This is a genomic window from Streptomyces decoyicus (assembly GCF_019880305.1).
Lineage (GTDB): Bacteria > Actinomycetota > Actinomycetes > Streptomycetales > Streptomycetaceae > Streptomyces > Streptomyces decoyicus.
The window spans coordinates 3,053,621-3,073,266 of sequence record NZ_CP082301.1; the positions used below are offsets into that span (position 1 = coordinate 3,053,621).

A 19,646-nucleotide genomic window follows, 5' to 3' on the forward strand; every position below is an offset into this window, starting at 1 on the left:
CCGCCAAATCGGGTACGTGCCCGATACCGGGCAGATTTCTTGCGTAACTTCGCGCCGCCCCGCAATATCGACTGGTGCTCGAACGCCGTAACCGCAGCGCTGAGGCGCCGCACGAAGACCTGGTGGACCACCTGGTGCGCAGCACACCGCTTCAGCGCGGTGAGGCCGCCCGGGTGGTGCTCGATGTGCTGGCGTACTTCGACGAGACGACAGAGGAATTCGTCCGCCGCCGCCATCGGGAGCTGCAGTCCCACGGACTGCGCAACGAGGAGATCTTCGAACGGATCCGCCACGAGATGCCGCACCGCGCCGTGGCCCCGCCCGATCTCTCGGCCCGCCAGCTGCGCCGCCTCGTCTACGGCTGACGGCCACGCCCGGGGCGCCGGGCGGCACGAACCATTGCCACAACGTTTTCTCGGAGGGTCACTGTATGTGCGGGATCGTCGGCTATATCGGCAAACGTGATGTTGCTCCGCTGCTCCTGGAGGGCCTCCAGCGCCTGGAGTACCGCGGCTACGACTCGGCGGGCATCGCCATCCACGCCAAGGGCACCGGCAAGGCCGCAGGCGGCCTGAAGACGGCCAAGGCCAAGGGCCGGGTCCGTGAGCTGGAGTCGCGGGTGCCGAAGCGCTTCGCGGGCACCACGGGCATCGCGCACACCCGCTGGGCCACCCACGGCGCGCCCACCGACGAGAACGCCCACCCGCACCTCGACACCGAGGGCAAGGTCGCGGTCGTCCACAACGGCATCATCGACAACGCCTCCGACCTGCGCGCCCGGCTGACCGCCGAGGGCATCACCTTCGCCTCCGAGACCGACACCGAGGTCCTGGCCCACCTGATCGGCCGTTCCACGGCCGAGAAGCTGGAGGAGCGGGTCCGCGAGGCACTGCGGCACATCGAGGGCACCTACGGCATCGCCGTGCTGCACGCCGACTTCCCCGACCGGATCGTCGTCGCCCGCAACGGCTCCCCGGTCGTGCTCGGCATCGGCGAGCACGAGATGTTCGTCTCCTCGGACGTCGCCGCCCTGGTCTCGCACACCCGCCAGGTCGTCACCCTCGACGACGGCGAGATGGCCACCCTCAAGGCCGACGACTACCGCACGTACACCACCGAGGGCTCGCGGACCACGTCCGCTCCGGAGACCGTCGAGTACGCGGCCGAGTCGTACGACCTGGGCGGCCACGACACCTACATGCACAAGGAGATCTCCGAGCAGGCCGACGCGGTGGACCGCGCGCTGCGCGGGCGGATCGACGACCGCTTCTCCACCGTGCACCTCGGCGGTCTGAACCTCGACGCCCGCGAGGCGCGCGGGGTCCGCCGGGTGAAGATCCTGGGCTGCGGCACCTCGTACCACGCGGGCCAGATCGGCGCGCAGATGATCGAGGAGCTGGCCCGTATCCCCTCGGACGCCGAGCCGGCCTCCGAGTTCCGCTACCGCAACCCGGTCGTGGACCCCGACACGCTCTACGTGGCGGTCTCCCAGTCCGGCGAGACCTACGACGTGCTGGCGGCCGTCCAGGAGCTCAAGCGCAAGGGCGCCCGGGTGCTGGGCCTGGTGAACGTGGTCGGCTCGGCGATCGCCCGGGAGACCGACGGCGGCATCTACGTGCACGCGGGCCCCGAGGTCTGCGTGGTCTCCACCAAGTGCTTCACCAACATGGTGGTCTCCTTCGCGCTGCTCGCCCTGCACCTCGGCCGGATCCGTGACCTGTCCGTCGCGGACGGCAAGCGGATCATCGAGGGCCTGCGCAAGCTGCCCGCCCAGATCGACGAGATCCTCGAAACCGAGGCGGACATCAAGAAGATGGCCGAGCTGTACGCGGACGCCAAGTCGATGATGTTCATCGGCCGGGTGCGCGGCTACCCCGTGGCGCGCGAGGCCTCCCTGAAGCTCAAGGAGGTCTCCTACATCCACGCCGAGGCCTACCCGGCCTCGGAGCTCAAGCACGGCCCGCTGGCCCTCATCGAGCCCGCCATGCCGACCGTCGCGATCGTCCCCGACGACGACCTGCTGGAGAAGAACCGCGCCGCGCTGGAGGAGATCAAGGCCCGCAGCGGCCGCATCCTGGCCGTCGCGCACCAGGAGCAGGAGAAGGCCGACCACACCATCGTCGTCCCGAAGAACGAGCCCGAGCTGGACCCGATCCTCATGGGCATCCCGCTGCAACTGCTCGCCTACCACACGGCGTTGGCCCTCGGCCGGGACATCGACAAGCCCCGCAACCTCGCCAAGTCCGTGACGGTGGAGTAGAACCCGTGGGCCGCGGTGGGATGGCCGCCCTGGGGCACGCGTCGGGCCCCAGGATCACGGCAAGGCAATCCACCCACCGCAGCGACACTTGAGCAACCCCCATGGGCGCCCAGCCACCTCCGCGAGAGCGGCGGCGGTTCAGCCGCAAAAGCAGGCAAGCGGCTCCGCGCGCGTGCCACCATACGCGCGCGGAGCCGCCGCCTCCCTTGGCCGGCGTCGCCCATACGCCGGCAGGATGCCGCCTCCCCGGGAGCCGTCATCTCCCGGCCGGCGGCACGAAGTTGTCGTGCGCGCGTCCGCCGGGCCCGTGACGCGGCGCGCCCACGTGACCGTTTTCTACCCCTCGCCGGCGCACAATTCACCTGCGCGGGCCGGGAGAAATGCGGCTGCGCGCAATCCCCATGACGCCCCCTCAACTGTGCGCATGCCGCGAAGAACCGATCGTGCACGAGGCGCGAAGGGGCCGCGCGGCGAGGGGAGTTGGGCTGCGCCGAGAAGGCGTCAGGGAATCACGATCACCGGGCGCTGCGCCCGGCGGGCCAGCCGGCCGGCCACCGAACCGAAGATCCGGCCGACGATGCCGTGCGTGGAGCCGACCACGATCGCGTCGGCCTCGTACTCCCGGCCGACCTCCTCCAGCTCATGGCAGATGTCGCCGCCGCGCTCGACGAGGATCCAGGAGACCTCGCTGAGGTGGTCGGCGCAGGCCAGCTCCAGGCCGAGCACTTCGGTGCGGTGATCCGGTACGTCCACGAAGACCGGGGGCTCACAGCCCGCCCAGACGGTCGTCGGCAGCCGGTTGGCCACATGGACGATGATCAAACCGGAGCCGAGGCGCCGGGCCATACCGATTGCATACGCCAACGCTCGCTCGCTCGACATGGAGCCGTCGAAGCCGACCACGACGCCGTGCCGGAAGGCGGGGTCGCAGGAGTGGCGCGTCTTTTCCGCCGCTTCGAGGTCCGCCATCGGATCGGCGACCTGCTTGCGGTCCGCGGGTTCGGGGATTTCGTGACCGGCCATTGGTGTCTCGGCGAGGACGTCCTCTTGCGGAGGGGCGAACGGGGAACGGCGATTGACTTGATCCGGCAGTTGACTGAGCTGGCTCGCTCGAGGTGCGAGCGCCATAGTTCAAAGAGGAACGATAAGACCGGGAATCATCTTCCCAACCTGATACCCCAAGAGTACGGCGCCAGACCCCCGCTGCCCAGAGCTCACCACGGACGCGGGGCGCCCGTGCGAGGTGGGGTGGGGCCTCGAACGTTCCCCGGAGCATGCCGGAGCGTGGCGCGGATGGCAATGCCCCGGCCTGCCCCCGTACGTACCCCTCGCGGTGACCCATGATCGCCGACGGCGTTGTAGTAGCAGCCAGTCCGAGGGGAGTGCACGGTGCCGTTGCCGTCCGACAGATCACCCGACCCAGTGAGCGATGTCATGCGCTGGGGCGCCTTCAGCTGCGCCCTGGTGCCCTTCGTACTGATCATCAGCGGCGCCTCCTGGGCCGGCGCGGCGGGCACCGCAGCCGGTCTGGCCGCGGTGACCTGCGCCTGCCGCGCCCTGCTGCGGCAATCCGAACGGACCGCCGCGCGGATCCGCGTACGCGAGACCGGAAGGCACCGGGACAGAAGGGATTATTTGGGGTCAGCGGCGCACGGGGGCGGTCGGCACTCCGAAGGGCGTACGCCGGTCGATTGAGGCGCTTGCAAGTCTGCGCGCGACCGTTTTCAGCCAACTTCCGGCCGAGGTCCACACCTTGTCCCCAGCCCCCCTCAACCCTGGTGTGAGCTGGGAGGAAAGGACCGCTGGGCATGGTTGTGCCCTACTGCGAACGGGCAGAGCCGAGACGCGTACTTCCCATGTAGGCCCGACGAGTGGAACGCTTCGTGATCGAATGCTTCGCGCCAAGTTGCCATATCGACATACCAGCGGGTGGTGAACTTGGCACTCCATCCTCACGGAACACAGTAGATTCGATCTTGGTAGTAACGGCGGGGGAACTGTGCAGGACCGAGAGGGCGAGACGACCGAGGGGGGCTTAAGTGCCATGAGCCAGGACTCCGCTGCCGTACCAGATGCCGCACGCAAGCTCGCCGCCCGACGACGCCGCGAAATAGTCGCGGTGCTCCTCTTCAGCGGCGGCCCCATTTTCGAGAGCTCCATTCCGCTCTCGGTCTTCGGCATCGACCGCCAAGACGCAGGCGTTCCGCGGTACCGGCTACTTGTGTGCGCGGGCGAAGATGCGCCTTTGCGCACGACCGGGGGGCTCGAACTATCCGCCCCCTACGGGCTGGAGGCGATCTCCCGTGCCGGGACGGTCGTCGTACCGGCCTGGCGTTCCATCACGCAGGCCCCGCCGCCCGCGGCGCTCGATGCGCTGCGCCGCGCGCATGAAGAAGGGGCCAGAATCGTCGGGTTGTGCACGGGGGCGTTCGTCCTCGCCGCGGCCGGACTGCTCGACGGCCGCCCGGCCACGACCCATTGGATGTACGCACCGACGCTCGCCAAGCGTTACCCGTCCGTCCATGTGGACCCCCGCGAGCTCTTCGTCGACGACGGCGATGTGCTCACGTCCGCGGGAACGGCCGCCGGCATCGACCTGTGTCTGCACATCGTGCGCACCGACCACGGCGCGGACGCCGCGAACGCGCTGGCCCGCCGGCTCGTCGTGCCGCCCCGCCGCACCGCGTCCGACATGGGGAACCAGCGCTACCTCGACAGGTCATTACCTGAAGAGATCGGCGCCGACCCGCTGGCCGAGGTCGTCGCCTGGGCGCTGGAGCACCTCCACGAGCAGTTCGATGTGGAGACCCTGGCCGCGCGCGCGTACATGAGCCGCCGCACCTTCGACCGGCGCTTCCGGTCCCTTACGGGGAGCGCTCCGTTGCAGTGGCTGATCACCCAGCGGGTGCTGCAGGCCCAGCGGCTGCTGGAGACCTCCGACTATTCGGTGGACGAGGTCGCGGGACGCTGCGGGTTCCGCTCGCCGGTCGCCCTGCGCGGCCACTTCCGCAGGCAGCTGGGCGCCTCGCCCGCGGCCTACCGGGCGGCCTACCGCGCCCGCCGGCCGCAGAACGGGTCGCCCGACCCCGCGCTCAGACCGGAGCGGGCCGAGCGTGCCGAGCGGCCGGAGCGCGAGCGGGCGGCCCTGGGGGCGGGTGCGGAGCGGTTCTCCGCCGCCGCGCTGGCCGGCCACGGCCTGGCCTCCGCCGAAACGGGCGAAGCGGGCAAACCGCAGTCGGATGTCTACGCCTCCCGGCTGCCGGAGACCGCGGTGGGGAGGGGAGCCGCCCGCCCCGTGCTGCCCGGACAGCGCGAGCGCCCCGTAGGGTGAGATGTATGAACGATCGCATGGTGTGGATCGACTGCGAGATGACCGGACTCTCGCTGGCGAATGACGCGCTCATCGAGGTGGCCGCACTGGTCACCGACTCGGAGCTGAATGTGCTGGGCGACGGGGTGGATGTGGTGATCCGCCCCCCGGCCGAGGCACTCGGCACCATGCCGGAAGTGGTGCGCCAGATGCACACCGCCTCCGGACTGCTGGAGGAGCTGGACGGCGGGACGACGCTGGAGGCGGCCGAGGCGCAGGTGCTTGCGTACATCAAGCAGCATGTGCCGGAGCCGCGGAAGGCGCCGCTGTGCGGCAATTCCGTCGGCACCGACCGTGGCTTCCTGCTGCGCGACATGCCGACGCTGGAGGAGTATCTCCACTACCGGATCGTCGATGTCTCGTCCGTGAAGGAACTGGCCCGGCGCTGGTACCCGCGGGCCTACTTCAACAGTCCGGACAAGAACGGCAATCACCGGGCGCTGGCGGACATCCGCGAATCCATCGCGGAACTGCGCTACTACCGCGAGGCCGTCTTCGTGCCGCAGCCCGGCCCCGACTCGGACACCGCGAAGGCCATCGCCGCCAAGCACGTCCTTCCTGCTGAGCAGGAGTCCACACCGTAGTGAGGCACAGGGCGCGTGTCGTGCGGGTCCCGGCGGGGTCCGCCGTGGCCCGCACGACACGCCCTCGGTCCCGGGACACGAAACCTGGGCGCGAGCACCCCTCCGGACCCTGTACACTTTTTCTCAGCCGGTGGGGAAAAAGAACCACACAGCACCGGTCATGGTGGGTATAGCTCAGCTGGTAGAGCACCTGGTTGTGGTCCAGGATGTCGCGGGTTCAAGTCCCGTTACTCACCCCACATCAAGGCCCCCGACCTCAGGTCGGGGGCCTTGGCGTTATGCGGGCGTATATATAAGGAGCCGGTGCCGGCGGCTCAGTAGCCGACGGTGAAGCGCTCGCCGAGGTGGCGGGGCCGCTCGATCTCGTCGAGGACGGCGACCGCGTAGTCCTCGGTGGTGATCCGGCTGGTGCCGCCGGCGTCGGTGATCAGTTCATCGAGCGCGGTGCGGTAGCTGCCGGTGCGCTCGCCGGGCTCGATGGTGGCGGCCGGGCTGAGACTGGTCCAGCGCACCCCGGAGACGGAGCGGAAGTAGTCGAGCGCGTCACCGTGGGCGTGCATGATCTGCAGCAGGAACTCGGGGAGCCCCTCCGCGTCCCAGACCTGCTTGCCGTCCGGGGTGCGCAGCGAGCCGGCGCCGCCGACGGAGATCAGCCGGGGCGCGGTGTCGCCGAGGGTGCGCAGACCGGCGACGAGGGACTCGGCGGCGGGCCCGATCGTGGCGACATGGCCCGGTCCGTCGCCACCGCCGACCGCGCTGACCAGGACGTCCTGGCCCTTGGCCGCGGCGGCGACGGAGGCCGGATCGAGGACGTCGCCGGTGGTCACGGTCAGGTCCGGATGCGTCGTGGTGATCTTCGCGGGGTCGCGGACGACCGCGGTGACCTGGTGACCGCGCCGGAGGGCCTCGTGGAGGATGCGGCTTCCGATGGTGCCGTTGGCCCCGAAGAGAGCGATCGTGGACATGGTGGTCTCCCAGCTGTTCTGTGCGTCCGGGGAAGGACTTCCGTTTTCCGTCAGCGGCCTCGCTGACGTCTTCTACGCTAGGGGGACCAGCGGGGCATTTCGGGGTAGCGAGGGGACCAGTGATGGTCAGAATGCGACAGGAGGGCAGGGAGCCCGTTCCGGAGATCCCGGAGGTGGCGTTCTCCGCGCCGGCCGGGCGGCCGACGGGGGTGGAGGTGATGACGCTCGCGGAGCTGCGGGCGCGCGCGGACGCCTGCCAGCTGTCCGCCCCGCACCGCCCCGGCTTCCACCATCTGCTGATGCTGGACAGCGGCCGGCTGGTGCACAGCGTCGACTTCCGGGAGCACGTCCTCGCGCCGGGCGATCTGCTGTGGTCGCGCCCCGGGCAGGTCCAGCACTTCGGTGATCTGACGGAAGCGGAGGGGCGGCTGGTGCTCTTCGAGGCCGGCTTTCTGGACCCGGCGACCGCGGCCGCGGCCCGGATCGAGGACTGGTACGGGCCGCCCGTACGGCGTCCCGAGGGCGCGGCGGCCCGGGGTGTGGACGAGGCGATGCGGCAGCTGCACGGGGAGTTCGGGGCGCTGGGCGGACTGCCGCTGGAGATCCATCTGGACGTGCTGCGGCATCTGCTGGCCGTACTGGTGCTGCGGGCCGCGTATCCGGGCGGGGAGCCGGACGGGGACGGGTCCTGTACGGCGAGCGCGGCCTATCTGCGCTTCCGGGACGCGGTGGAACGGGGCTTCACCCGCAGCCGCCGGGTCGCCGACTACGCCCGCTCGCTGGGCTATGCGCCGCGCACCCTCTCCCGGGCCACCGAGGCGTCCGCCGGGGTGGGGGCGAAGGAGTTCATCGACCGGCGGGTGGCGCTGGAGGCCAAGCGGCTGCTGGCGCACGGCGATCAGTCCGCGGCCCGGATCGCGGACCGGCTGGGCTTCGCCGACGCCACCAACTTCAGCAAGTTCTTCCAGCGGCAGACGGGCACCACCCCGATCGCCTTCCGCACGGCGGTTCGCGGCGGCGTGGGCTGAGGACGCGCCGTACACGGGGAGTTGCGGCGTCCGCGCGGCGGACGGCGGGGCGCAGCGGGTGGGGGAACTGTCCGCTGCGCCCCGCCTCGGGGACGAGCGGCCCGGTTGGGGGCCCGGACCGCCGGTGGGGGTCAGCCGGTGTACGCGCCGAAGGCCTTGGTGAAGTCCAGCGGGCTCTGCTCGATGGAGCTACAGGTCGGCTGCGCGGAATTGCCCGCGCCGCCCGGGCAGGCCTTGTCCCGGGTCCCGGACCACATCGACAGCCAGGCCAGGTGCTTGTCCTGGGCGAACTTCACCAGTTCGGTGGCGTCGTCGGTCTTGAAGACCTCGCTCTGGACGTCGTTGACGCCGATCATCGGGGTCACGGCCACGGTCTTCCAGGCGGCCGCATCGCTCAGGCCGAGCGCCTTCTTGAGCTGGCCCTGGGTGGCGGTGGCGGCCTGGGTCGCGTAGGTGCCCATGTCGCCGTTGTAGGAGGGCCCGTAGTCCATCGCCATGATGTTCACGGCGGAGATCTTGACGCCGTTCTTCTTGGCGTCGGCGACCAGGTTCACCCCGTCCTGGGTCAGGCCCTCGGGCAGGACCGGCAGGGTGAAGGAGACGTCCAGACCGGGGTGCTTCTTCTGGAGCTGGGTGATGGCCTGGGCGCGGCGGGTGTTGGCGGCGGTATTGGGCAGTGCGCCGCCCTCGATGTCGAAGTCGACCTTGGTGAGCTCGAACTGGTCGATGACCTTGCCGTACGCGGCGGCCAGCTCGTCCGCGGAGCCGCAGGCGACCCCGAGCTCGGAGCCGTTGGCGCCGCCGAAGGAGACCCGGACGTCGCCGCCGGCCTTGCGCAGGGCGGGTATCTGCCGGGCCACCGCGTCGTTGCCGAGCTCGCCGGAGCCGCCCCACTTGGGGGTGCAGCCGCCGCCGGAGGTGACGAACGCCAGGGTGAAGTTCTTCACCCCGGTCTTCTGGGCGGTGCCGGCCAGGTCGTAGGCGGGGGCGAGCGAGGTGTCGACGTACGGGGCGAAGCCAGCCGCTGCCTTCGGGGCCTTCGTGGAGCCGCCCTGCGGTGCCTTGGCGGCCAGGGCCGAACCGGCGACGGCGAAGGCGCCGCCGGCCGCGACCACGGCGGCCGCGCCGCTCACGATCAGCTTGGTGGTGCGGCTCTTGCGCCGGCGGTGTACCGAGGAACTCATCGCGTGCCTGCCTGTCGTCACATGGGGGGGTGGAGTGCACCGTGGTGCGTCCCGCACGCTAGCGGCAGGGAAACGGACAAATGTCGGTAATGGTGCGGAGGTTGGGGGACTTATGAACGCCTTAAGGAAGCGGAAGGGAGTGGTTAAGAGCCGGGGGCACATGCCCGGCGGGGCGGACGTTCAGGAGCCGGTGCGCGCGGTCCGCCGGCGCCGGCCGCCGAGCGTGCGGCGCAGCCGGTGGCCGCGGCGGGTGCCGGGGCGGGCGCGCCGGTCGTCCAGCGCCAGCCAGACCCGTACCTCGGTGCCGCCGAGGACGGAGCGGCCGATGCGCACATCGCCGCCGGTGGACTCGGCCAGCCGCCGCACGATGTCCAGGCCGAGGCCGGTGGAGCCGCCCCCGGCTTCCGCCGGGCGCTGCCCCCGCCCGCCGCCCGACCAGCCGCGGCGCAGCGCCGCGTCCGGGTCGGCGATGCCGGGGCCGGCGTCGGAGACCAGCACGATCACCGCCTCCTCCGCGTTGTGGACGTCGACCGCGAAGGCGGTGCCCTCGGGGGTGTGGCGGAAGACGTTGCCGAGCATCGCGTCCAGGGCGGCGGCGAGTTCGGGGCGGGCGACGGGGACGCGTACGGGGCGGTCCGCGCCGGCGATGCGTACGGTGCGGCCCTCGTCCTCGGCGAGCGCCGACCAGAAGCCCATCCGCTCACGGATCACCTCGGCGGCGTCACAGCCGGCCGCGGCGGCCGCCTGCCGGGTCTGGGCCTTCTGTTCCCGGGCGGTGCGGATGATCTGGTCGACCTCGCGCTCCAGCTGTTCGACGGCGGCCCGGGTCTGTTCGGCGGCCGGGGTGTCGCCGAGCGAGGCGGCGTTGAGCCGCAGGACGGTCAGCGGGGTGCGCAGCCGGTGCGAGAGGTCGGCGGCCAGTTCGCGTTCGTTGGCCAGCAGTTGGACGACCTGGTCGGCCATGGAGTTGAAGGCGCTGGCCGCGGACCGCAGTTCCTTGGGGCCGTCCTCCGGGACGCGGACGCCGAGCTTGCCCTTGCCGAGGTCGTGGGCGGCGCCGGCCAGCCGTTCCGCGGGCCGCACCATCCGGGTGCCGAGCCGGTCGGCGACGGCGACCGAGCCGATGACCAGCGCGAGGCCGACCCCGGTGAGCACCACCCAGGAGGTGGTGACGCCGTTGGTGAGCGCCGCGTCGGGGACGAAGACCTCGACGACGGCGATGCCGGAGGCGACGGCGGTCGGCTGGAGGAGCGAGGAGCCGCCGGTGACCGGCGAGATGGAGGCCCGGCCGAGCTTGGCGGCGGCCTCGACGTCCTTCTGCGCGGCGCGCCGGGAGCCGATCTCGGCGGGCTTGCCGTTCTTGCCGCTCGCCGGGACATGGACTCCGATCCGGCCGCCGGCACCGGTCTCGGCGCTGGCCACGGCGCGCTCCAGCTGGGGGCGGTCGGTGGTGATGGCGAGGACCGGGCCGATGGTGGCGGCCTGCCGCTCGGCGCTTCCGTAGGCGCGGTCGCGGGCCAGCTCCTTGACGACCAGTCCGAGGGGGACGGCGAAGGCGACCACGACCATCGTGGTGACCGCCAGCGCTACCTTGACCAGGGCCCATCTCACTGCGTCCCACCCTTCTCCCCCGGACTCCGTCCGGGGGCACCCCCAGCTCCGCCCGCGAGGCGCAGAGGTGCGGCATGCGCCGTTGTCCGCAGCCCGGCGGCCTCGCCTGCTCCCCCCGCTACCGCCGGGAGGTACCCCCAGCTCACTGCGGCGGCTCCAGCTTCACTCCGACACCCCGCAGAGTGTGCAAGTAGCGCGGTTTCGCAGCGGTTTCGCCCAGCTTGCGGCGCAGCCAGGAAAGATGGACGTCGATGGTCTGGTCGTCGCCGTAGGACTGCTGCCAGACCTCGGCGAGGAGTTCCCTGCGGGCGACGACGACGCCGGGGCGCCCGGCGAGGAAGGCCAGCAGATCGAATTCCCTGCGGGTCAGATCGAGGGCGACGCCGTCGAGTTCGGCCTGTCGGCGCAGCGGGTCGATGGACAGCCCGCCGACCCGGATCACTCGTGAGGGCGGTTCCGCGCCGGCCGCGGCGGCCCGGGAGCGGCGCAGTACGGCCGTCATCCGGGCCGAGAGGTGCTCGACGGAGAACGGCTTGGTGAGGTAGTCGTCGGCACCGTCGTTCAACAGCCGTACGATGTCGGCCTCGTCGTCCCGGGCAGTGGCGATGATCACGGGGACATCGGTGATGCCGCGGAGCATCTTCAGCGCCTCTCCCCCGTCCAGATCGGGCAGCCCGAGGTCGAGGATGACGACGTCGAAGCCGACGTGCGCCACCTCGCGGAGCGCCTCCAGGGCGGTACCGACGCTGCGTACCGTGTGGGCGGCCTCGGTCAGATGCCGGATGAGTGCCGAGCGTACGAACTGGTCGTCCTCGACGACGAGCACACGTGCCATGGGCGGCACCGTACGCCATTCGGGGAGGGTTCCCGGCCCGAGGTTGACACCTGGGCGGCGCACTCCGGCATGCGTGACGGGCTGCAACGGGGCGGGCCGGTGGTGCAGTATGAGCCGGATGCAACGAGGACTGGTTCACGCGGCGGCCTGGACGCTGGCGACCGGCGCCGCGGTCACCCTGTCGTGGTTCGGCGTGCACACCGTGCTGTCCGGCACGGCGTATGACGCGCCCCGCGCGCTGCCCATCTCCGACCAGGTGACCTCCTCGAAGGCGCCTGAGGACGACCGCGCCGCACCGCGCGTCTCCTCCACCCACCGCCCCAAGCCGTCCCGTTCGCCCGCCCGCGGCACGGCGTCCCCCGACGGCACCCCGTCCCACTCCGGCAGGCCGTCGCACAGCGGTACGCCCCGGTCGGGATACCCGGGCACCAACTCGCCGGGCGGCTCCGCACCGGGCACCGGCGGCCAGGTCAAGAGCTACTCCACGGCGGGCGGCCGGGTGGTCTTCGCCATGGGCGGCCGCTCGGCCGAGCTGGTGTCGGCGACGCCGAACTCGGGCTGGGAGATGCAGGTGTGGAAGCAGGACGGGTGGATCCGGGTCGACTTCTCCGGCGGCAGCGCCCACACGTCCGTGTTCTGCACCTGGAACGGCCATCCGCCGACCGTGCAGACCAGCGACGACGCGACGTAGCACCGCCCCGTGCCGGCGCGGCCCGTCGTCAGTCGAAGGCCTCGGCCGGCGGGGCGGGCGAGGCGAGGGCCGTGTCGTCGGTGACCGGTGCCGCTCCGCCGGTGAAGTCCAGCAGCGCCCGGCCGTGTTCGACGCGTCCTGCCTGCGGATCGGTGGCCGCCCGCCGGGTCAGTTCGGCGACCGGCAGCTCCCCGTCGGCAGCCAGCAGGACGGCGTTGCCGAAGCGCTTGCCGCGCAGTACGGCCGGGTCGGCGGTCAGACAGAGTTCGGGGAAGACCGTACGGGCCGTGGCGATCTGGCCGCGCAGGAACCGCAGCGGCGGCCCGTCGGCGAGGTTCGCCGCGTAGAACCCGCCGGGCCGCAGCGCACGGTGTATCTCCGTCAGGAATTCGGTGCTGGTCAGGTGGGCCGGCGTACGGGCGCCGCCGAAGACATCGGCGATGATCAGATCCGCCCAGCCGTCCGGGATCTTCGCCAGGCCGGTACGGGCGTCGCCGCCGCGCACCCGTATCCGCCAGCCGCTGTCCAACGGCAGGTTCTGGCGCACGAGGTGGACGAGCGGGGCGTCGATCTCCACGACCTGCTGGGTGGACCGCGGGCGGGTCGCCGCGACATAGCGGGCCAGGGTCAGGGCGCCGCCGCCCAGATGGACCACGCGCAGCGGTTTGCCCGGCGGTCCGGCCAGGTCGGCGACGTGCCCGAGCCGCCGCTGATAGGAGAAGTCGAGGTACGCCGGGTCGTCGAGGTCCACATGGGACTGCGGGGCACCGTCGAGCAGCAGCGTCCAGCCGCGCGGCCGGTCCCGGTCGGGCCGTAGCTCGGCAAGCCCGCCGTCCACCGTCTCCATGACGGACTCCGGTCCGCCGCGCGCGCGCCTGCTCTTCGCCATGCCCTCCAGTATGGCCCCTGCCTCGGAGGCCGTATCCGCTGGTCAGCGAGGTGCGGCCGGCCGGAGGGGCGACGTGGGGCGCCCGGACGTACGGGTCAGAGCGGCGGACCACCCACGACCGAGGTCCCGGGTGATCCGCCAACTGCACACCATGACCCGTGCCGGCCCGATGTCCATCCGGACCGGCGGGCGGGTCACCTATTGACGCATGCGTTCCCGAACGCCGGGTTCAGCGCCGCGAGAAGGTTGAGGCTGTTGCCGCAGATGTTGATCGGAATGTTGATCGGCACCTGGACATTGTTACCACTGAGGATGCCAGGAGAGCCCGCTGCAAAGCCGGCCGCGTTGGCACCGGAACGGTGGTTGTAGAGACCGCGGTGGTCGTTGCGGTAGTGGTCGTGGTAGTGGCGGTTGTGATTGTGGTGACGGCTACCGTGGTTTCCGTCGCTAGCCGATGCCACACCTGCGCCACTCAGCACCACGGCGCAGCTGGCCGCAGTCATCGCGGCGGCCTTGACAAAGCGCTTCATCCCATTCTCCTTTCAGTTCGTGAATGGGGCAACCGGTCACAACGAACGAAATGAGTCAGAGATGCGGGCGTTCCCTCTTCCGGGAATATATTAGGCCTTCTGGCAGTAACGGCGTTTGTACCTACGGCCCGGTATTCCGCTGAACGGGGCCCCCGACGGGCATCCGGCGTGCCTGCCGCGGTTTCCAACATGATTTCTGTCAGAGTGTTCTGCAGTTTGACTGATTGAAGTCGGAGAGGAAGACATGCGGAAGTCGATGGACCGCACCGCGCGCGGCGTCGTAAGCGCACCGGCCTCCCTGGCTTTGCCGGCCTCCCAGTCTTCGGCGTCGGCGGCACCGGCTCCCGAGGAATCCCCGTGCATTCCTTTCAGCGAGCGCTTTCACGTGACCCGGCACGGCGGTATCACGCGTGCCGCCCACACCTCGGTCACCCGCAGACGGGCGGCCCGCCCCGCGGCCACTCCGTGCACCGCGGCCCAGCGGGGCTGCGCCGGCTCGAACGGCCACGACCGGACGGCGTACCCCGGCGTCGGCTCCGACGCCCGCACCTCTCGCGCCGACCCGTCGACCGGTCATCGCACCACCGCCGCGACCGACGGTTTCCAGGCCTCCGCGGACGTCACCGAACTCGTGCGGAAAAGCGGTGCGGGCGCCCGCACGGTGGCCCAGATCAATGTCGCGAGGGGTTATTCGCCCCGGGCCGACGCCAGGGGCGGCCGGACGCTGGTGGCCGCATACCGGAACAGCAAGCAGCCGCTGCACGGCATCGCACTGCGGGACGGTTTCCAGTCGCTGGGAACGCACCGCCGCTCGTTTTCGGTACGGCTGAACGGACTGCGCATCCCGGCGCATTCACATGGCCGCGCGGGCGCGGTGGCATACGACGGCGACCGGGGCCGCGGAAATGTCGCGCTCTCCGTCCGGGCGGGCCGGCACCGCGCGCGGAAAGCAGACGATTCCGCCGGTCCGGCGGACGACGTGATGAACTCGGCCATCACCGAATCGGGCCGCCCGGCGAAGCGGTGTCCCGCCTGCCGCAACACGCTCGCATTTGATTCCGCCGTATTCGACATCGGCCCCGCACTGCGGTCCGGCGGCGATCGGCTCGCTTTCCGCTTCACCACCCGCAATCCGGGATATCTACTCGGCGCGCTCTTCGGCCGGACCGATACCAGGCACTGAGCGGCGCGCGCCGGAAATTCTCGCAGAGTTCTGTCAGCTCGGTAATCAGGGGAGCAGTGCGTGCTGCCGCAAGACCTGCAGTGCCAAGAGCGGCCAACGGTTCTCCATGTTTCCCAGCCCGTCGACGGCGGGGTCGCCCGGGTCGTCACCGACCTGGTGCGGGCCCAGGTGGCGGCGGGACTGCGGGCCGTGGTCGCCGCACCGTCCGGCGGGGAGCTGCACCGCGACGCCGCCGCGGCGGGCGCCGAGGTCGTCCCCTGGCCCGCGCGCCGCTCCCCCGGCCCGGCACTCGCCGGTGAGACCGCACGGCTGGCCCGGCTGGTCCGGCGGACCGGCCCGCACCTCGTCCATGCGCACAGCGCCAAGGCCGGGCTCGCCGCCCGGCTGGCCGTCCGCGGCCGGATCCCGACGGTCCATCAGCCGCATGCCTGGTCCTTCGAGGCGGCCGGCGGGACGGCGGGGCGGCTGGCGCTCGGCTGGGAGCGGTATGCCGCGCGCTGGGCGGACCGGGTGCTGTGTGTGAGCGAGACGGAGCGGCTGCGGGGAGCCGAAGCGGGGGTGCCGGCCCGGTGGGCGGTGATCCGCAACGGAGTGGACCTGGACCGCTGTGCGCCCGCGTACCGCGATGACGCGGCACGGCGCGCGCTGCGCCGCGACCTGCCCGCACTCGGCGATCTGCCGCCGGACGGGCCGCTGGTGGTGTGCGTGGGGCGGCTGTGCCCGCAAAAGGGCCAGCTGTCGCTGTTGCGCGCATGGCCCGCGGTCGTCGCGGCCCTGCCGGACGCCCGGCTGGTGCTGGTCGGCGACGGCCCGGACCGGGAGCTGCTGCATGCGGCCGCACCGCCCGGCGTGCGCTTCGCCGGCCGGGCCCGCAGCGCCGTCCCCTGGTACCGGGCGGCGGACCTGGTCGTCCTGCCGTCACGCTGGGAAGGCATGGCGCTGGCCCCTCTGGAGGCGATGGCCTGCGGCCGCCCCGTGGTGGTCACCGATGTCGGCGGAGCCCGGGAGAGCCTGCCGCCCGGAGCCGCACCGCACTGTCTGGTGCCGCCCACCGATCCGGCCGCCCTCGCGCAGGCCGTACTCGGTCTGCTGACCCACCCTCAGCTGCGCAGGAAGCTGGCCCACCGGTCCCTGGAGCACATGCGGGCGGCGTACGACGTACGGCACACCGCCGCGGCGGTCCTCGGCCTGTACCGCGAACTGCTCGATGTGGCGTGCCCCGGGAGCAGGGAGCGGATCAGCCGATGACGACGGACAGCGCGGACGCGCCCCATTCCGCCCGGGTCCCGCTCCCGTCGGCGGCACCCCGGCCGGCGGCCGTCGCGGTCCATCCGCCCCGCGGGCCGGGGCGGGAGACCCTGCCCCCGCCCCGGCCAGGCCGCGGTGCCCGTCGGCGGACCGTCGCCCCGCTGGTGGCCGCCGACGCCCTGGCCACCGTGGGCACCGCCCTGCTCGCCCTCGGCACCGGTACGGCGCCGACGGCGCTCGCCGCCATGGTGCTGGGCCTGCTGCTGCTCCACCACGGGGCCGGGCTCTACCGGCCCGGGCCCGCCCCCGTCGCGCTGAACGACCTGCGGGTGCTGCTGGGCCGGGCCGCGGTCTGCTGGTGCGCGGTGGCCGCTGTGCTCGCCGCCGCGGACCCCGGGCAGGCGCTGCCGCCGACCCTGCTGGGGTGCGCGGTGGCGGTGCACACCCTGCTGGCCTTCGGCGGCCGGGCCACGGTCTACCGGGCGCACCGCGCCGCCGCCCGCCGCAGACCACGCGCCACCCTGATCGTCGGCACCGACCCGGCCGCCCGGCAGCTGGCCGCCGTCCTGCACGCCCACCCCGAGTACGGCATGCGTCCGGTGGGTCTGGTCACGCCGCCGTCCCTGCTGCCCGGCGGGCCCGACACGCCCCCGGCCCGCGGGCGGCTCCCGCTGCCGCGGCTCACCTCCGCGCAGGAGATCACCCGGGCCGTCATCCAGAACACCGTGCGGGACGCGGTGTTCACGCTGCCGCCGTACGGCGATCCGCACACCGCCGCGCTGCTGCGCCGCTTCATCGACCAGGGCTCGGCGATCTGGCTGGCCGGTGCCGCGGCCGCCCGGGAGGGCCGTACGCCGCATGCGGACACCGACCATCTGTGGGGCTTCGCCTGCCGGCGGCTGGAGACCGCCCCGCCGCGGCACGGCGGCCGGGGCAAGCGGGCGCTGGACCTCGCGCTGGCCGTCCCGGCGCTGGTGGTCGCGGCCCCGGTGCTCCTGGGCTGTGCGCTCGCGGTACGGCTCGCCGACGGGCCCGGCGTGCTCTGCCGGCAGGAACATATCGGCCGGGGCGGGCGCCGCTTCACCCTGCTGACGTTCCGCACCCTGCGCGCGTGCGACGCGGACGAGGCGGACGAGGCGGACGAGGCGGACGAGGCGTCGACGCAGGGGAACGTGACGGACGACGGCCGGACGAGCGGGGTCTGCCGGACGCGCGGGGTCAGCGGGACAACCGGTGCCGGCGGGACAAGCGGGGTCGGCGGGACAAGCGGGGTCGGCCGGACAAGCGGGGTCGGCGGGACGAGCGGGGTCGGCCGGCTGCTGCGGCGCACCGCGCTGGAGGGGCTGCCGCAGCTGTGGAACGTGCTGCGCGGCGACATGAGCCTGGTCGGGCCGCGCCCGGAGCGCCCCTGCTTCGTCCAGCAGTGCACCCAGGCCCACCCGGAGTACGCCGCCCGGCACCGGATGCCGGTGGGCATCACGGGACTTGCGCAGGTGCACGGGCTGCGCGGCGACGCCTCCGTCGAGGACCGGGTCCGCTTCGACAACCTCTACATCGACAGCTGGTCGCTGTGGCAGGACATCCGGATCCTGCTGCGCACCGTGGCCCGCCTGGTGCGGCCGGAGGGCAGATGAGCGCGGGCGCACCGGCGTCCGCGCTGCCCGGGCCGTGGCGCACGGCCGGCCGGGGCAGCGGGCGTCGGTGGCGCAACGGCCTCTGCTCGGCGTACGGCACCGTCGGCACCCGGCCCGTCGCGGCGGTACGCGCGGCCGGCTACGGCTCTGCCTGCGCCCTCGACTCCGGCCCGCCGGCCGGCCGGCACGCCCTGCCGCGGTTCCACATCGGCGCCGCGGACACCCCCTGGCGGCCGCACCTCCAGCGCGCGCCGCACCCGCTGCGCCGCCCTGCGCCGCCCCTCGACGAGACCACCACCCCGGCCGCTACCCCAGGAGGCATCCGGTGAAGGTTCTGCACATCATTACGGGCCTCGACGTGGGCGGCGCCGAGCAGCAGCTGCGACTGCTGCTGCGCCGGCTGCCCGCACACTGCGAGGTCATCACCCTGACGAATCCGGGCCCGGTCGCCCATGGCATCGAGTCCGACGGCACCCCCGTGACCCACCTCGGCATGACCGGCAACCGGGACCTGACCGCGCTCCCCCGTCTCGCCGGACTGATCCGTGGCGGCGGCTACGACCTGGTGCACACCCATCTCTACCGGGCCTGCGTCTACGGCCGGATCGCCGCCCGGATGGCCGGTGTACGGGCCGTGGTCGCCACCGAGCACTCGCTCGGCGATGCGGTCATGGAGGGGCGCCGGCTGACCCGTGGCGTCCGCACGCTCTACCGGGCCACCGAACGGCTGGGCACGGCGACGGTCGCCGTCTCGGACACCGTCGCCGCCCGGCTGCGCCGCTGGGGCGTGCCGGAGCAGCGGATCCATGTGGTGCCCAACGGCATCGAGGCGCACCGCTTCGCCTTCGACCCCGCCGCCCGTGCCCTGGTCCGCACCCGGCTGGGGCTGCCGCTGGACGCCTTCGTGGTGGGCGGCGTGGGCCGGCTGGTGCCCGGCAAGCGGTTCGACGTACTGGTCCGCGCGGTGACCCAACTGCCGGGCGTGCACCTGCTGCTGGCGGGCGCGGGGCCGGAGCGGGAGATGCTGCGGCGGATGGCGGAGCAGTTCGGCTCGGGCGACCGGATCCACCTGCTGGGCGAGCGTGACGGGGCCGTCGACGCCACGGTCGGCGGACGAGCGGCTGACGGCCGCCCGGCCGACGGGCCCGACATCCCCGGCCTGCTCTCGGCCATCGACGTCTTCGTCTCGCCCTCCCCGGACGAGGCGTTCGGGCTGGCCGTCCTGGAGGCGCTCGGGTCCGGGCTGCATGTGCTCTACGGGAGCTGCCCGGCGGTCGACGAACTGCCCGCCGACCAGGCGCCCGGCGCCCGCCACTTCAGCCTCGGAGTCCATGAACTCGCCACGGCACTGCGGGAGTTGCGGCGTGGCGGGCCGGGCCGGCTGCCGGTCCCGCCGGTGGTGCGGCGCTATGACATCACCCGCAGCGCCGAGGCGCTGATGTCCGTGTACGAGCAGGCCGTGGCCGCCGCCACCCCGGTACGGCGCCGCAACCCTGCGGCGGTGCCCCCGCCCCAGGGCCGGACGGCCGCGCTCCCCGCGGCGGCCGTGTCGCTGCCGGACCCGTCCCGGTCGCCCGACCCGTCCCAGCTCTCGAAGAGGTAGCTGCCGGGCGGACCGGGGAGCGGGGGCTCCG

The 19,646-nt window shown here is 72.5% G+C and carries 18 protein-coding genes, 1 tRNA gene and 1 pseudogene; 13 read left to right on the forward strand and 7 right to left on the reverse strand.

Features of this window, described 5'->3' with window-relative positions:
• Positions 1 to 74: 74 nt before the first annotated feature.
• Together K7C20_RS13310 and glmS are read left to right on the forward strand one after the other, a co-directional pair.
• Positions 75 to 365, forward strand: coding sequence for a hypothetical protein (locus K7C20_RS13310; RefSeq protein ID WP_053209959.1), 291 nt, complete (start codon positions 75 to 77; stop codon positions 363 to 365).
• 65 nt (positions 366 to 430) lie between these two features.
• Positions 431 to 2,260 (forward strand): glutamine--fructose-6-phosphate transaminase (isomerizing), encoded by a 1,830-nt coding sequence (gene glmS / locus K7C20_RS13315; RefSeq protein WP_053209960.1) that lies wholly within the window; start codon positions 431 to 433, stop codon positions 2,258 to 2,260.
• Between the two features lie 501 nt (positions 2,261 to 2,761).
• Here glmS and K7C20_RS13320 read toward each other — a convergent pair.
• On the reverse strand, positions 2,762 to 3,283 hold the full coding sequence (locus tag K7C20_RS13320) for a universal stress protein (RefSeq protein ID WP_030081002.1): 522 nt from the start codon (positions 3,281 to 3,283) through the stop codon (positions 2,762 to 2,764).
• A 399-nt stretch (positions 3,284 to 3,682) separates the two neighbouring features.
• Between K7C20_RS13320 and K7C20_RS13325 the strand changes: the two genes are divergently transcribed.
• From K7C20_RS13325 to K7C20_RS13340, 4 genes are all read left to right on the forward strand, one after another.
• A complete protein-coding gene (locus K7C20_RS13325) occupies positions 3,683 to 3,955 on the forward strand; it encodes a hypothetical protein (protein ID WP_078953458.1) in 273 nt (90 codons plus the stop codon).
• 349 nt (positions 3,956 to 4,304) lie between these two features.
• Positions 4,305 to 5,591 (forward strand): GlxA family transcriptional regulator, encoded by a 1,287-nt coding sequence (locus K7C20_RS13330; protein WP_053209962.1) that lies wholly within the window; start codon positions 4,305 to 4,307, stop codon positions 5,589 to 5,591.
• A 5-nt stretch (positions 5,592 to 5,596) separates the two neighbouring features.
• On the forward strand, positions 5,597 to 6,214 hold the full coding sequence (orn, locus tag K7C20_RS13335; protein ID WP_030081009.1) for an oligoribonuclease: 618 nt from the start codon (positions 5,597 to 5,599) through the stop codon (positions 6,212 to 6,214).
• A 163-nt stretch (positions 6,215 to 6,377) separates the two neighbouring features.
• Positions 6,378 to 6,453, forward strand: a tRNA-His gene (locus K7C20_RS13340).
• Between the two features lie 75 nt (positions 6,454 to 6,528).
• Here K7C20_RS13340 and K7C20_RS13345 read toward each other — a convergent pair.
• A complete protein-coding gene (locus tag K7C20_RS13345) occupies positions 6,529 to 7,179 on the reverse strand; it encodes an NAD(P)-dependent oxidoreductase (protein ID WP_030081011.1) in 651 nt (216 codons plus the stop codon).
• A 122-nt stretch (positions 7,180 to 7,301) separates the two neighbouring features.
• On the opposite strand from K7C20_RS13345, the gene K7C20_RS13350 reads away from it, so the two are divergent.
• The gene (locus K7C20_RS13350; RefSeq protein ID WP_030081013.1) at positions 7,302 to 8,207 is read left to right on the forward strand and encodes a helix-turn-helix domain-containing protein; all 906 of its coding nucleotides are present in this window, start codon (positions 7,302 to 7,304) and stop codon (positions 8,205 to 8,207) included.
• Between the two features lie 131 nt (positions 8,208 to 8,338).
• Here the strand turns inward: K7C20_RS13350 and K7C20_RS13355 are convergent.
• The 3 genes and pseudogenes from K7C20_RS13355 to K7C20_RS13365 form a co-directional block, all read right to left on the reverse strand.
• Positions 8,339 to 9,235, reverse strand: a pseudogene (locus tag K7C20_RS13355) (chitinase); the annotation flags it as partial.
• A gap of 336 nt (positions 9,236 to 9,571) precedes the next feature.
• Positions 9,572 to 11,002, reverse strand: coding sequence for a HAMP domain-containing sensor histidine kinase (locus K7C20_RS13360; protein WP_053209964.1), 1,431 nt, complete (start codon positions 11,000 to 11,002; stop codon positions 9,572 to 9,574).
• A 142-nt stretch (positions 11,003 to 11,144) separates the two neighbouring features.
• A complete protein-coding gene (locus K7C20_RS13365; protein WP_030081020.1) occupies positions 11,145 to 11,837 on the reverse strand; it encodes a response regulator transcription factor in 693 nt (230 codons plus the stop codon).
• A 118-nt stretch (positions 11,838 to 11,955) separates the two neighbouring features.
• Here K7C20_RS13365 and K7C20_RS13370 point away from each other — a divergent pair, with 118 nt between their 5' ends.
• Positions 11,956 to 12,528, forward strand: coding sequence for a hypothetical protein (locus K7C20_RS13370; protein ID WP_030081022.1), 573 nt, complete (start codon positions 11,956 to 11,958; stop codon positions 12,526 to 12,528).
• A gap of 28 nt (positions 12,529 to 12,556) precedes the next feature.
• Here the strand turns inward: K7C20_RS13370 and K7C20_RS13375 are convergent, their stop codons facing one another.
• Both K7C20_RS13375 and K7C20_RS13380 read right to left on the reverse strand, forming a co-directional pair.
• Positions 12,557 to 13,417, reverse strand: a complete 861-nt coding sequence (locus K7C20_RS13375; RefSeq protein WP_053209965.1) for a spermidine synthase — start codon at positions 13,415 to 13,417, stop codon at positions 12,557 to 12,559.
• Between the two features lie 194 nt (positions 13,418 to 13,611).
• The gene (locus K7C20_RS13380; protein ID WP_030081027.1) at positions 13,612 to 13,947 is read right to left on the reverse strand and encodes a chaplin; all 336 of its coding nucleotides are present in this window, start codon (positions 13,945 to 13,947) and stop codon (positions 13,612 to 13,614) included.
• A gap of 385 nt (positions 13,948 to 14,332) precedes the next feature.
• Here K7C20_RS13380 and K7C20_RS13385 point away from each other — a divergent pair, with 385 nt between their 5' ends.
• Genes K7C20_RS13385 through K7C20_RS13405 form a run of 5 tightly spaced genes read left to right on the forward strand, consistent with a single transcriptional unit; the run spans position 14,333 to position 19,615 of the window.
• Complete coding sequence (locus tag K7C20_RS13385; RefSeq protein ID WP_245171619.1) at positions 14,333 to 15,130, forward strand: hypothetical protein; 798 nt, start codon at positions 14,333 to 14,335, stop codon at positions 15,128 to 15,130.
• 60 nt (positions 15,131 to 15,190) lie between these two features.
• On the forward strand, positions 15,191 to 16,378 hold the full coding sequence (locus K7C20_RS13390) for a glycosyltransferase family 4 protein (RefSeq protein ID WP_048829401.1): 1,188 nt from the start codon (positions 15,191 to 15,193) through the stop codon (positions 16,376 to 16,378).
• Positions 16,375 to 18,012, forward strand: coding sequence for a sugar transferase (locus tag K7C20_RS13395; protein ID WP_053209966.1), 1,638 nt, complete (start codon positions 16,375 to 16,377; stop codon positions 18,010 to 18,012). The genes K7C20_RS13390 and K7C20_RS13395 overlap by 4 nt, the downstream gene beginning before the upstream one ends.
• A complete protein-coding gene (locus K7C20_RS13400; protein ID WP_053209967.1) occupies positions 18,009 to 18,341 on the forward strand; it encodes a polysaccharide deacetylase family protein in 333 nt (110 codons plus the stop codon). Before K7C20_RS13395 ends, K7C20_RS13400 begins: the two co-directional genes overlap by 4 nt.
• Positions 18,338 to 19,615, forward strand: coding sequence for a glycosyltransferase (locus K7C20_RS13405; RefSeq protein WP_053209968.1), 1,278 nt, complete (start codon positions 18,338 to 18,340; stop codon positions 19,613 to 19,615). The genes K7C20_RS13400 and K7C20_RS13405 overlap by 4 nt, the downstream gene beginning before the upstream one ends.
• Positions 19,616 to 19,646: the final 31 nt, after the last annotated feature.

Bases quoted from the DNA above. Each gene is read 5' to 3' on its own strand.
- glmS (WP_053209960.1), top strand. From the start codon at position 431: ATGTGCGGGATCGTCGGCTATATCGGCAAACGTGATGTTGCTCCGCTG.
- K7C20_RS13320 (WP_030081002.1), bottom strand. From the start codon at position 3,283: ATGGCCGGTCACGAAATCCCCGAACCCGCGGACCGCAAGCAGGTCGCC.
- K7C20_RS13330 (WP_053209962.1), top strand. From the start codon at position 4,305: ATGAGCCAGGACTCCGCTGCCGTACCAGATGCCGCACGCAAGCTCGCC.
- orn (WP_030081009.1), top strand. From the start codon at position 5,597: ATGAACGATCGCATGGTGTGGATCGACTGCGAGATGACCGGACTCTCG.
- K7C20_RS13345 (WP_030081011.1), bottom strand. From the start codon at position 7,179: ATGTCCACGATCGCTCTCTTCGGGGCCAACGGCACCATCGGAAGCCGC.
- K7C20_RS13350 (WP_030081013.1), top strand. From the start codon at position 7,302: ATGGTCAGAATGCGACAGGAGGGCAGGGAGCCCGTTCCGGAGATCCCG.
- K7C20_RS13365 (WP_030081020.1), bottom strand. From the start codon at position 11,837: ATGGCACGTGTGCTCGTCGTCGAGGACGACCAGTTCGTACGCTCGGCA.
- K7C20_RS13370 (WP_030081022.1), top strand. From the start codon at position 11,956: ATGCAACGAGGACTGGTTCACGCGGCGGCCTGGACGCTGGCGACCGGC.
- K7C20_RS13375 (WP_053209965.1), bottom strand. From the start codon at position 13,417: ATGGCGAAGAGCAGGCGCGCGCGCGGCGGACCGGAGTCCGTCATGGAG.
- K7C20_RS13380 (WP_030081027.1), bottom strand. From the start codon at position 13,947: ATGAAGCGCTTTGTCAAGGCCGCCGCGATGACTGCGGCCAGCTGCGCC.
- K7C20_RS13395 (WP_053209966.1), top strand. From the start codon at position 16,375: ATGACGACGGACAGCGCGGACGCGCCCCATTCCGCCCGGGTCCCGCTC.
- K7C20_RS13400 (WP_053209967.1), top strand. From the start codon at position 18,009: ATGAGCGCGGGCGCACCGGCGTCCGCGCTGCCCGGGCCGTGGCGCACG.